At 39.2% G+C, this 12541-nt stretch carries 15 protein-coding genes; all 15 read right to left on the reverse strand.

What is annotated here, in order from left to right:
- Positions 1–52: 52 nt before the first annotated feature.
- Genes ND811_RS13560 through infC form a run of 15 tightly spaced genes read right to left on the reverse strand, consistent with a single transcriptional unit; the run spans position 53 to position 12489 of the window.
- Positions 53–1210 carry a DUF1343 domain-containing protein gene (locus ND811_RS13560; protein WP_265352569.1) on the reverse strand — a complete coding sequence of 386 codons (1158 nt, stop codon included), beginning with the start codon at positions 1208–1210 and terminating at the stop codon, positions 53–55.
- A complete protein-coding gene (locus ND811_RS13565) occupies positions 1207–2100 on the reverse strand; it encodes a prephenate dehydrogenase (RefSeq protein ID WP_265352568.1) in 894 nt (297 codons plus the stop codon). The genes ND811_RS13560 and ND811_RS13565 overlap by 4 nt, the downstream gene beginning before the upstream one ends.
- Positions 2097–3188 (reverse strand): prephenate dehydratase, encoded by a 1092-nt coding sequence (gene pheA / locus ND811_RS13570; protein ID WP_265352567.1) that lies wholly within the window; start codon positions 3186–3188, stop codon positions 2097–2099. Before pheA ends, ND811_RS13565 begins: the two co-directional genes overlap by 4 nt.
- Positions 3189–3818 carry an SMC-Scp complex subunit ScpB gene (scpB, locus tag ND811_RS13575; protein ID WP_265352566.1) on the reverse strand — a complete coding sequence of 210 codons (630 nt, stop codon included), beginning with the start codon at positions 3816–3818 and terminating at the stop codon, positions 3189–3191.
- Positions 3819–3824: 6 nt separating this feature from the next.
- The gene (locus ND811_RS13580) at positions 3825–4568 is read right to left on the reverse strand and encodes a segregation and condensation protein A (protein WP_265352565.1); all 744 of its coding nucleotides are present in this window, start codon (positions 4566–4568) and stop codon (positions 3825–3827) included.
- A 3-nt stretch (positions 4569–4571) separates the two neighbouring features.
- A complete protein-coding gene (locus tag ND811_RS13585; RefSeq protein ID WP_002975323.1) occupies positions 4572–4934 on the reverse strand; it encodes a response regulator in 363 nt (120 codons plus the stop codon).
- Between the two features lies 1 nt (position 4935).
- Complete coding sequence (locus tag ND811_RS13590; RefSeq protein ID WP_265352564.1) at positions 4936–6003, reverse strand: protein-glutamate methylesterase/protein-glutamine glutaminase; 1068 nt, start codon at positions 6001–6003, stop codon at positions 4936–4938.
- The gene (locus tag ND811_RS13595) at positions 6000–9206 is read right to left on the reverse strand and encodes a chemotaxis protein CheW (protein ID WP_265352563.1); all 3207 of its coding nucleotides are present in this window, start codon (positions 9204–9206) and stop codon (positions 6000–6002) included. The genes ND811_RS13590 and ND811_RS13595 overlap by 4 nt, the downstream gene beginning before the upstream one ends.
- Positions 9207–9224: 18 nt before the next feature.
- A complete protein-coding gene (locus ND811_RS13600) occupies positions 9225–9728 on the reverse strand; it encodes a chemotaxis protein CheW (RefSeq protein WP_407658906.1) in 504 nt (167 codons plus the stop codon).
- A gap of 36 nt (positions 9729–9764) precedes the next feature.
- On the reverse strand, positions 9765–10349 hold the full coding sequence (locus ND811_RS13605) for a 5-formyltetrahydrofolate cyclo-ligase (RefSeq protein WP_265352562.1): 585 nt from the start codon (positions 10347–10349) through the stop codon (positions 9765–9767).
- Positions 10346–10663, reverse strand: coding sequence for a cell division protein ZapA (locus tag ND811_RS13610; protein WP_265352561.1), 318 nt, complete (start codon positions 10661–10663; stop codon positions 10346–10348). The genes ND811_RS13605 and ND811_RS13610 overlap by 4 nt, the downstream gene beginning before the upstream one ends.
- Positions 10664–10668: 5 nt before the next feature.
- Entirely contained in the window at positions 10669–11301 is a 633-nt protein-coding gene (locus tag ND811_RS13615; RefSeq protein WP_265352560.1) for a hypothetical protein, read from the reverse strand.
- A 57-nt stretch (positions 11302–11358) separates the two neighbouring features.
- A complete protein-coding gene (gene rplT / locus ND811_RS13620) occupies positions 11359–11712 on the reverse strand; it encodes a 50S ribosomal protein L20 (protein WP_265352559.1) in 354 nt (117 codons plus the stop codon).
- Between the two features lie 3 nt (positions 11713–11715).
- Positions 11716–11916 carry a 50S ribosomal protein L35 gene (gene rpmI / locus ND811_RS13625; RefSeq protein WP_002988170.1) on the reverse strand — a complete coding sequence of 67 codons (201 nt, stop codon included), beginning with the start codon at positions 11914–11916 and terminating at the stop codon, positions 11716–11718.
- A 9-nt stretch (positions 11917–11925) separates the two neighbouring features.
- Positions 11926–12489: a translation initiation factor IF-3 gene (gene infC / locus ND811_RS13630; protein ID WP_004786692.1), complete on the reverse strand. Its 564-nt coding sequence runs from the start codon at positions 12487–12489 to the stop codon at positions 11926–11928.
- Between the last annotated feature and the right edge of the window lie 52 nt (positions 12490–12541).

Consider the following 12541-nt stretch of genomic DNA (forward strand, 5'->3'; position numbering starts at 1 on the left):
TGATTGTATACCTACGCTTTAGTCGGTCGGCAACACCAATTTGTTAAAAAAATTAGTATCGAAACGGTTTTATGACCTTTGCCCAAAGACTTTCTGTATCCTGCAAATAGTTTTCTAGATCAGAATCAGAGAGTTTGCCGCTTAAATAGTCCAAAAGCGTAGAATCACCTGCGAGAAGCTCAATGGCGGGGCGATCAGAACGAAATTCATACACTCCTTTTAAATACGCAAAATCGTAGGGGAATAACTCACTTACTTGTTTCAAAAAGTATAATATAAAATAAAGAGAATGGAACAACTTTGGTTTTAAAACCATGAGTTGGTAACCTTCACAAATGGATGCGGTATACTTATGAAATGTAGGTAAAAATCGCAAATTACGTAAAATAAAATTTCCTGGTTGGTGGAAAGCCATCCTTCTGTCCAATTCCTCTTTTGCCTTTCCCATCAAATAGGGAGCACCAAATGTTTCAAAAGGTTTAGTTGTCCCTCTTCCCTCCGATAAATTGGTTCCTTCCAAAAGGCACATACCAGGATAGACCAAACAAGTATTTTGCGTCGGAATATTTGGAGAAGGAGGAACCCATTCCAAGTTAGATACTGATTTTGGATGGATGACACCAACTGGCACAACAATCACATCAACCTTTAAGTGAAAGGTTTCATTATAATAGGATAATAACCCGCCCGGGGTTAGACCGTGCCTATGGAGAACAGAAGTGACACCTACAAAGGATTCAAATTCTTTTTGGAGAGGACTACCCTCTATTTTTTTGCCAATGGGATTTGGAGAATCGATTACTAAAAAAAGAGGAGCTTTCCCAGTTTCTTGTTTTAAACGAGAAACTTCACACAAAATATAATACGCAGTTGTTAAAAAAGTATAATACCTCGAACCAACATCTTTGATATCAATGATGATCACATCTACATTTGTTAAACTTTCTCTTGGTGGTATAAGGCTTGACTCTTCCTTTCCATAGAGATTGACGATTTGCATATCTCCAAAAAGATACTTTAGCTCATCCCCGCTCACCTGATCTTGTAACTCGGCAAACAGTCCATGTTCTGGCAAAAATATTGTCTTTAAATCGAAAATCTCAGAATAAGTTTGGTAATGATATTTCCCGCGAAATCCGAATGCACTTTGGTTCGTGAGAATGGCAGCCTTGCAGCCACTCAATTTATTTAGATTTTTTAAAAACTTCATTTTGATTTTCGAATTTCTTCTTTATTTGACAATGCCAACTCCCAAAGGCTACGCATTTTGTTTTCGTCAAATGGTTGATCTGATTTCAATAAATTACGGAATTCTGTTAGTTGTAAAATAAAATCATCGATCGCCTCACTTAAAAATTCTTTATTTTCTTTAAAAATAGAAATCCACATTTCAGGATTTGATCCGGCAATCCTTGACATATCCCGAAACCCACCACCAGTAATCGGCTTTGAAATCGCTGTTACTTCTTTCATGGTTCTAAAGTTGGCACCTGCTACGTTCACAAGGATAGTAGATACCACATGAGGTAGATGCGAAAGGTAAGCCAATGTTTCATCGTGTGATTTTGAATCCATCTCGATAGTCCAGGACCCAATTTTTTCCCAAAAATTTCGCACCCATTCAAAACTAGAATCTGATGCGGAGTTTGGTTTAGTTAGGATACAAAGTTTGTCCACATATAGATTTTCAATCGCGGCATCAGGGCCCGCTTGTTCAGACCCACACATTGGGTGGGTAGAAATATAATGATGGGTTTCCTTTCCGTAATAAGATTCGACTGCTGTAACAGTCGTTTCTTTGGTAGATCCTAAGTCGATAAAGATGGTATTTCCCGATTTAGGAAGAATTGGAATGATTTTCAAAATAGACTCAACAGGTGTACTAAAAACCACCAAATCATAGTTAGACCAATTAGGTGTAAGAAATTCTTTCTGCAAAAAAACAAAATTCGCCAGTTGTTTGTTCAAAATCGTGGATTTACTTTTTTCAGAACGAACGACCGCTGTTATTTCTGCTTCAGGAAATTTTCTACGAATCGAGAGGGCAAGAGATCCACCCATAAGGCCCATTCCATAAATCAAAACTTTAGATAGATTCATGTAGGAAAAGATCCAGCAGTTGGATAGGAACCTAATAGTTTAAACAAAGTACATTGTGATTTTACTTTTTCTAAAAGCTCAGCAATTTTTGGATCTTCTTTATGTCCAATAAAATCTACGAAAAAATGATACTCCCACAAATTTCTCTTTAAAGGTCTTGATTCTATCTTTGTTAGGTTGACCGAGGCATCATTAAAAGTTTTTAAAACAGCAAATAAAGATCCGGTTTGGTTCGGAATTGAAAACACAATGGAAGTTTTATCTTCTTTTGTTCTAGGTGATTCTGTTTTACCGATCACAAGAAACCGAGTGGTGTTTCCCGAATAATCTTCAATCCCTTCCTCAATCACATTTAATTGGTAAATTTCACCCGCAATTTTAGATGCAATCGCAAGGCCGTCTTTTCTTTCAGAAACTAACTTTGCAGCCATAGCCGTAGAAGAAGTATCTACGACTTCTACTCCTGGAAGGTTGGCGGAAATCCAATTACGACATTGTTCGTTTCCAATCCGAATCCCGTAGATTTTTTTTACAAGAGAAAGGTCTGTTTCAAAACCGAGAAGTGAAAAAGAAATTCTTTGGTATAACTCAGAATAAACGGAAAGATCCGTTTCCAAAAACATATCCAAAGTGGAACTCACTTGGCCTTCTGTGGAGTTTTCAACAGGTACCACTCCATAATCCAACTTCCCCTCTTCCACCATGCGGAATACATCAGGAATCGATGTTTGAGGAATTGCTTCAATAGATGTTCCAAATTTGGAACGCATGGCTGCGTGAGAAAAACTTCCTTCGGGCCCTAAGAATCCAATCTTTAACGGATGTTCTAAGGCGATGGTTCCTGACATCATTTCACGATAAATGGCTCGAATCACAGAAGCAGGAAGTGGCCCACCGGATAGTTTCGTTACTTTTTCATATACGTCTTTTTCGCGATCAGGACGGTAGATTGGGCCACCCGATTCTTTTTTGACACGACCAATTTCTTGTGCGAAACCAGCCCGCTTTTGTATGAGTGATATAATTTCGGTGTCTAATGAATCGATACCAGCACGGAGTTTTTTTAATTCTTCTTCTGCGCTGCTCATTTAAGACCCTTCTTGTAATTCTTCCGGTAGTGTGCTTGTATCAAAATCAGGATTCATTTCTGTTTCATCAGTCACAATGATAGACTCAGGTGTGAATTCATCAAATTTAAGTTCCTTCACTTCTACAGGTGTAGGAAGGTCCGTTAGTTTACTGAGACCAAAGTGTAACAAAAATTCGTTAGTTGTTCCATACAAAGTAGGTCTTCCCGGAACTTCCTTTTGCCCAACGGCTTTCACCAATTTCTTGGACATAAGACTTGCTACCATAGCACGAGAAGAAACACCTCGAATTTCATCCAATTCTGTCAATGTAATAGGTTGTTTGTAAGCAATGATAGCAAGTGTATCCAATGTCCCGCGAGAGAGGGTTTCTCTTTTTTTATCTTTAAAGATATGCGCTAATATTTCGCTGTATTTCTGATTGGTGATAAACTGATAACCACCGGCGATTTCTCTTAGTAAAAATCCACCTTCTTTTTCTTGGTAGTCTAAGATCAGTTCGTCGAGGAGCTCCCGGGCTTCTGTTTTTTCGATCCCGCAAGACTTGGCAAGTGCAGACAATTTGATTGGATCTGAAGATAAAAAAAGAAGCGCCTCAAGAAGGCCCTTAGTATAAGTTCTTTCTTCCAAATGAATCTAAACCTTGACTATTTTGATTTCACCGAAAACTGCATGTTGGATGACTTTGCAAACTCGGATTTTAACAACTTCTAATACGGCAAGGAAGGCAGCGACGATTTCTTTTTTTTCTGGTTTTTCTGTTTCGAACAAATCCATAAAGTGGATTTCCTCGGTTTTTTCTAAAAGACCCTGTAAATAGGCCATTTTGTCCTCTACAGAGTATTGGCTTACTCCTTCGTAGATTGGCACGAGGTCTTCCATTTCATTGGAACTCTCTTGTTCCAAAATCGAATTGAAAGCGGAGATCAAATCCACAAGGCTTACATCCAACCAAACTTCCGTTTCATCCAAAACCTGGTTGGTCTCCCGGGTAAACATACCTGCGGTAAGTCTGTCTAGTTCTGCCAAACGTTGTCCGGCCATTTGAAACTTTTTATGTTCGAGTAATTTATCGACGAGTTCTTTAGGAAGGGGAGGATCATAATCTTCTTCCTCAAAACCAGGATCTGGTAATAAGGCTTTGGATTTTAAATACACCAAATGAGATGCCATCACGGCAAACTCAGAAGTAAGTTCAATCGATAAGGACTGACTGGTTCTCAAAAATTGAATGAAATCAGATGTGATACGCGAAAGGGAGACTTCAAAAATATCCACCTTATAACTATCAATCAGAGACCATAAAACCGTTAAAGGTCCTTCTGTCAGTCCTCCGTCCTGGTTTTGCCACCGGACGATAAACTCCGGGGTTTGGGACACGATTTATAAACCTAGTGCTTTTGCTGCAGCTTGTTGCAATCTTTCTGGAGGGAAAGGTTTCACAACAAAATCCTTTACACCCATCTTGATTGCTTTTGCCAGTAGGTCTTCCTGACCTAGAGCTGTTACCATTATGATTTTTGCAGAAGCATCAAATTTAATGATTTCCTTCGTTGCTTCGATTCCATCTTTTTCACGCATGGTGATGTCCATAGTTACTAAATCTGGTTTTAGATTTTTGTATTGTTCTACCGCAATGTTACCGTTCTCAGCTTCACCAACGATCTCGTGACCCGCGCCAACTAACGCATCTTTTACGAGCGTTCTCATGAATTTTGCATCATCTACAACCAAAATTCTTGCCATGTTAATTCCCTCTCGACTTTAATAATTCAATCATTTTTGGTACTAAATCTTCCACCGGCAGGACAAAATCTATCCCACCTAGTTCTACAGCAACGCGGTTCATTCCGTACACTACGGATGTTGCTTCATTCTGCGCCAAAGTAATACCACCTTTGGCGTGAATGTTGGTTATGGCCTGTGATCCGTCTTTTCCCATACCTGTCATGATCATGGATAAAAGATGGTCCCCCCCGTAAGCCTCAACCAAACTATCAAACAATACTTCAATGGATGGTCTATGCCCATTGACCTGACCTGTATGGTTCAGCTCAATGTAATGATCCTTTCCTTTCGCAATTACTTTCATTTGGTAATCGCCTGGAGCTATATAGGCAGTTCCTGGTTGCACCAAATCACCATCTTCCGCCTCTTTCACATGTATCTTAGACAAGGAATTCAATCTGTCCGCAAATGCCTTAGTAAACCCAGCCGGCATATGTTGCACCACAAAGATCGGTTTCGTAAAGTCTTCCGGAATACTTGCAAATACTGTCTGCAAAGCTTTCGGTCCTCCTGTGGAGGTCCCAATTCCGATAGCCTCTACTTTGATTGGTTTTTGAAAACTTTTATTTAATTGGCGTTCGGTCCTCTCAGGCCTTAGTAGAACTTCGATGCTCGGCTGTCTTGAATCGGAAAACCCTTTGATTTTTGCGGACAATACCGCAGCAATGTCTTCTGGAGAAAACTGATTACCACTGGATGGTTTAGGAATGAAATCAACTGCACCAAGTTCCAAAGCTTTGAAAGTTGCTTCAGCCCCATGTTGTGTTAAAACCGAAAGCATGATCACATGACTAGGTAGTTTTAATTTTTTAATTTCAGCCAAAGCCGTAAGCCCATCCATGATTGGCATTTCAATATCTAAGACTATAAAATCTGGTTTTAACTTATCTGCTAGGTCAATACAATCCATCCCGGTTTTCCCGGTAGCAATGACCTGCACTTCATCCTTTTTGGTTAGGGCATCACTTAAGATATTCCTGACAAGGAGTGAATCATCAATAATGACAACTGTTGGTTTTTTATTCATGATTTATGAATTAAATCTACTAGTTCATCAAAATCAGGCAAGAATACTAAAACACCGATTAAATTACTACCTTGGTGATTAAATTCCGTGTGCATGGACAAAAACTTTGTTCGTTCAGGTTTTACAATGTCTATCACATCCATAAAACTTCCCGTAATCATTTCTGGAACTGAAGGAAGAATTTCCTTTTTCAATTTATTGGAAAGGGAGTTCATCACACTAGAACAAACAATATTAGATATTTCCGATAGTACAGACACCATATCTTCTGATAATTTGTGGTGATTTCCTTCTGCATACTTAGCATCTTCAGATCCCAGAAGTTCTTTCGCAATTTCAGATCCATTTTCTTCCGAGAACATCATAAGAAGGTTTCCATTGAGGTCTCCAGTCATACGAATCTTCATGCCAAAAAACTGATCCATCGAGTATCTGAATTCTTTTGCCAATCCTTCTCTATCAGTGAGTTTGATCTCAGGAATAAAAAGTTCCACCTCTTTACCAACTAACTGAGACAAAACGACGCCAGCATTCATCATACCAGTATTCACGATATTCTCTAGTTTTTTGATATCTTTCGAAGACATGATCTCATTGATTGCATCCGAATTTAAGGCTGCTACTTGATTTAGTCTTTCTTCCTTTTGTTCTACAAAACCTTTTATTATTTCTGCGGCTTGTTCCCTTTCTGTTAACTTAACATTTTCGATCTTTGCGATATCAGCCAAACGATGGATTTCGTCAGTTTTATGATCAATCACAAGTGTAGCTGTTGCCGATTTGGATGATTCACCGGAATCTCCATTCACTGCAGATTCCGTTTTGACCACTTCTGTAGTGATTTTTAGATTAGTAACTGGTTCTTCCGCAAACACTTCTTCTTTTGGAACAATGATATGTTTTTCTACTTTATGTTTGTCTTTTTTGATTCTTGATTTATCTTTAGCACGTAATTCAATCAACTTCGCATTATAACGGTTTGTTGGATGGTTAGACTTAAACATAAACTCAGAATCTGACATTTCCAATGAACGGATGGTGGAAGCTCTCTTCATCATTTCACCAGCTACCAACTGATCAGACCAGTCCACTTTATCAGCTGCAATTTCCACAAGACCAGGAATGTCTAAAACAAGTATGATAGTTCCATCTCCCATAATGGTAGCACCTGTAAGACCTTGGATGTCTTTGAAGTTTTTACCTAGGGATTTAATTACCGTTTCATGTTTTCCAATCAAATCATCGACCATAAATCCAAGTTTTCTTGTTTTATAGTTCACGATGACCACAGGCACTTCCACCATCTCTTGTTTGTCGGCAAGCCCAAGGATTCGGTTCAACCGATATATCGGTAATACCTCACCTCGTAAGTTGATGATCTCGTGTCCTTCGAGAGTTGTGATTTGATCCAAGTTGACTTTAATCGTTTCAGAAACTTCCGAAAGTGGGAAAGCATACACTTCTTCTTCCATAATCACAAGGATGGATGGAATGATGGCAAGTGCTTGTGGGAATGATAAGGTAAAGGATGAACCTTTTCCTTCTTCGGAATGGATGAGAATTTTGCCTTTAAACTCCTCAATGAGTTTATTGACTACGTTCATTCCTACACCACGACCAGATATATCGGAAATTTTATCCGCTGTAGAAAAACCCGGTGCAAAGATAAATTGAAAGATATCGGATTCTGCTAAATTCTGAGCATCCGATTCGTTCACAAGCCCACGTTCGATCGCTTTTTTCAAAATTTTATCTTTGTTTAATCCTTTTCCATCGTCTCGAATTTCTACGAGGATATTGGACCCACCTTGGTAAGCATTGAGTTCCACAGTTCCTTCTTCTGGTTTCCCCGCTGCTCTTCTTTCGGCTGGAGATTCAATTCCATGATCTACGGAATTACGAATGAGATGGATGAGTGGCTCCCCGATGGCATCGATTACTTTTTTATCGAGTTCTGTATTTTCGCCGCGAAGGACTAGGTTTACTTGTTTTCCGGTTTCTAAAGAAAGATCTCGAATGAGCCTTGTGAATCTGTTGAACACAGATCCAATCGGAACCATACGGATGTTCATAATTCCAGTTTGTAAGTCCTTGGAAATTCGATTGATTTGGTCAATTTTACCTTTTAGTTCATTGAATAATGAATCTTCACCAAACTGTGCCACCAAATCATCATAGATTTTTTGAAACCCAGAATTGGTAATGACAAGTTCCCCCACGTTATTCATGAGTTGGTCTAGTTTGTCAGAAGATACCTTGATGGTTCTCATCACTACTTTAGAATCGGTGACAGCCTTATCAAAGTTAGTAGAACTTTTTGCCACATGTTTATCTTCTGAATCAAGATTACTTGTGGATTGGTTTACAGGAGTAGACAGAGGAGAATTATCAGTTCTTTTTTCAAGAGCTTCCATTTCTGTTTCAGGAAGTTTTAATTCCTCAACAGAAAGAGTATCAACCATATCGATGTTACACTGAACATGTAGTTCCTGTTTGCTTAGTTTTGTGACGGTAACAAAGGATAATGCAAAACTTCCCTGCCCATTGTCTAAAGCATCCTCGGAAGGATTACATTGAATGATTGCACCCGATTGTTTTACTGATTGCAAAATCAAAAGAAGGCGTAGATTTTGCATTGGTGTTTCGTCTTTTAACTTTAAAGAGACTGAAAAAGCGGTTTGGTCACTATCTTCTTTCAAAGTCTGACGGATTTCAGATATTTCTTCTTCATTTAAAGCAACTGGAGAAATAGAACCTTCTTTAGACTTCTCTGGTTCGCTCGGTTTAGCAGAGCTTGTAGCTGGACTAACCTTAGTTGGTGAGGCTTCATAATCTTGGAGTTTTTTAATCATGTCGGTAAAAGGAGTTTCCACCTTTACTCCATTGGCAACCCCTTCGATTACTTGCTTAATTAGATCAAAACATTCAAAAAGTAGATTAACAAGTTTAACATTGATTTCTAAACTACCTTCTCTAATTTTTTGCAGAAGGTTTTCCATCGTATGAGCTAAATCAGATAAATTATAAAGTCCAACAAAAGCAGAGGAACTTTTTAAAGAGTGCGCCGCACGAAAGATGTCATTGATGATTTCTGGGTTTTCATGGTCCTTTTCGAGTTTTACCAAATTGGAATTTAGTTCCTCAATTTGGTCCTCGGATTCTTCCAGGAAAACTTCTGTGTATTCGCCTAAAATTCCAGCCAATGTCGTATCCCTTTCTCTTTACTTTACGGATGAAACAAAATCAACAATTTGTTCCAAATCCAAATTCAAAATTAAATGGTCTTCGTATCTAGATACTGATTCAACCATCTTACTATAGTTTAACGACAAGTCATCTGTTGTATAACTAATAAAATCTTTTTGTATCTTTACAACTTGTTTGACTTCATCAACAAGAACACCAATTCGCTTTTCATCTAACATAATAACGATGATCCGCGAAACTGGAAAAATTTCAGAATCTGTTCCATGAAATCTTTTTTTCAAATCCACAATAGGAATGATTTCCCCGCGAAGGTTGATGACACCTAAAATATAATCATCTACGTTCGGAATCCTTGTAATGAGGACTGGTTTTAAAATTTCGTGAACTAGAAGCAAACGAATGCCAAAGAATTCTTTTTCAATGGTAAATGTAAGGAACTGTTCCAAGTCTCCCAAATCGGACTCTTGTTCCATTTTGGTTTTTTCCGCCAGGGATGTGAGTAATGTTTCTTGGTCCATATGCTACCTGGAATCGTGTCAGAATCCTACGTGGATTCAATCTAAAAACGAATGAATCTGGATTTCCGTAATCATTTTTCCTATTTTTAAATCGTGAGTTTCTGCAAGGAATGGGACGGGAAAAAGTTTAGAAAAACTTAGGCCGACCGTTTTCTTTTGCACAGATTCTGAACTTAAAATGCGATCGTAATACCCACCACCTCGTCCTAACCTGTATCCTTTTTGATTGAATCCAAGGGCAGGGACAAGAATCAATTCGGCTTCGTCTACGGAGATCTCCTCATCTCCTATGGGTTCAAAAAGACCCAGGCTGTTCTTCTCAAAAGAATAGGGACGAAGGAAACGAAGTTTTTTTCCCTCTTCCATCCGAGGGAAGTACCATTTTGCAGAATGTCTGGACTCAATAAATCCAGTTGGTCTGGGAAGAGGGCAAGATTCAATCAATGGAAGTACATCCACTTCATACAATAGGTCGGGTGAATAGGTGATGATCTTTGATTTGCCTTGTAATAGAGGAAATAACCTTCTTAAAATCGCAGCTTCATGGTCTTCTCTTTCGGGAAGGTTAGGTAGGTTCTTTTTTAGAATTTCTCTAGCATCTGCTTTTGCAATTAGATTCAAAAATGATCCCCAATGATCCCCTCTTCTAAGAGAGAAATGATTTTTTTGGTTCTTTCTTCTAATTCAGGATTATTACTCAATTTGGTTGTGGCGTCTTTCATTTGGAAAAGTTCGTCTGCCAAATTCAGGGCACACAATACTGCCAACTTCGTTTTCGATGCTCTAGGCAGTGTTTTTGATAAATCCAAAAGACGTTGTTCCACATAATCAGCCACCTCAGAGATGTAACCTGAGGAAGCTTCACCAACGATGGTATACGTTTCACCAAAGATTTGTTTGGTTATTTTTTGTGAATTTGGGGCAGACTCTGCCATAAAAATTATTTAGGATCGTCTTCGATAATTAAAAAATCATCATCGTCATCAGCATCAAAAACACTGATCGCTTCGTCATCGTCGTCAATGATAATATCATCATCTACATCGATATCAACAGTCGGAACCTCTTCTTCCGACTCTACAACGAGTTCCTCTTTTTCAAAAGAAGCAGAAGCAGGCGGTTTTTCCAGAGCATCCTCTGTATGGAACTCAGATTCTTCCTCATCCAAAAGAATGATCTCATCATCTTCTTCTGCTACTAAACTGGGAGTGAGCGCTACTGCAGCAGCCGTTTCTGGTGTGCTAGAATCTGCACTTGGTTGTGATTTCGGCGCTGAACTTCCCGTTGTAGGAAGCCCATCCAAACGACCCAGAAGTTGGTGGACCTTGGATTCCAAAAGTCCTTCCCTTTCACGGAGTTGGTTTAACTCATCATTTGCGTCTTGGAGCTGTGTCCGAAGTGCTTTTAGTTCGCGTTCCTTCTCCTCCATTGCGAGCTTCATTTGGTCGTTTTCCGCGCGGAGGGATTCGTTTTCCGTCTCCAGGCGTGCATTTTCCGTTCTCAGGTCTTGGATTAACTCCAAAGCCTTAACGACTTTACTTTCTAGCTCTTCAATGGTTTCGATTTTTAACATGATAACAATCCGATGGAATAGAATAGCCGAGCCATTCTATTCCAATCAAGCACTAATTTACTTAGCGACTTTGGTTTTTTCTACGATGGCGTTGAATACTTCTTTGTGGTTGTAAGCAAGGTCAGCCAAAGTTTTACGATCTAAGTTGATTCCGTTTGTTTTGAGTGCATGAATGAATTTTGAATAAGACATTCCATTTTCTCTGACTGCGGCATTAATTCTCGTAATCCAAAGTTTACGGAATTCAGACTTTTTCTTTCTTCGGTCACGGTATGCCCATTGACCTGCTTTCATCACAGCTGATTTTGCTGTTCTGAAAAGTTTAGAACGTCCGCCCCTAAAACCTTTTGCTTTAGCGAGAACTTTTTTTCTACGATTCTTATGGATGGTTCCGTTGACTGCGCGTGGCATCGTTTAACCTCCGTAAGGTAGAAGTTTTTCTACACGGTTATAATCAGTTTCGTGGATGAGGTGCATTCCACGGCTTTGGTGTTTCATCTTAGGAGATTTTTTCTCTAAGATATGTCTTCGGAACGCACAACCGCGTTTAATTTTACCAGATTTGGTAAACTTAAAACGTTTAGCTGCTGCCCTGTTTGTTTTTAGTTTATACATAGTTGTTTTTTATCCTTTAGCTTTCTCACTAATTGGGTTCATCACGACCACTATCGTCTTTCCGTCGTGTACCGGCATTTTTTCGGGAGAGGCATGCTCTTTTAGGTCCTCGACAAACCGGTTAACAATATTCATTCCAATTTCAGAGTGAACCATCTCTCTGCCTCGGAATCGAAGAGTCACTTTTACTTTATCACCCTTTTGCAAGAATTCTAAAGCATGACGCTTCTTAATCTCGAAGTCATGGTTATCAATCCGCGGGCGGATTTTTATTTCTTTCACCGTGACAACGTGTTGTTTCTTTTTCGCTTCTTTCGTTTTTTTAAGAAGTTCGAATTTGTATTTTCCAAAATCGATCAACTTACAGACGTGAACATCTTGGTCTCCCGAGACTTCCACCAAATCAAGGTTAGCTTCCTTTGCTCTCCTGAGAGCTTCTTCCAGAGTAACGATGTCAGACCCTTCGTCAGAGACGAGTCGGATCGATGCTACATTGGTAATTTGTTCGTTAATTCTGATGTGGGCGAATTTATCTTGGTTTGGGTTCCCTCTAGGGTTGGGCCGTTTCTGCATTCAGTCTCCGAAATTTCTTTCAATTTCCAATTTCGGATGAAAAACGAGGCAT

The organism is Leptospira soteropolitanensis (assembly GCF_026151655.1).
In the GTDB taxonomy this organism is placed as follows: Bacteria; Spirochaetota; Leptospiria; order Leptospirales; family Leptospiraceae; genus Leptospira_A; species Leptospira_A soteropolitanensis.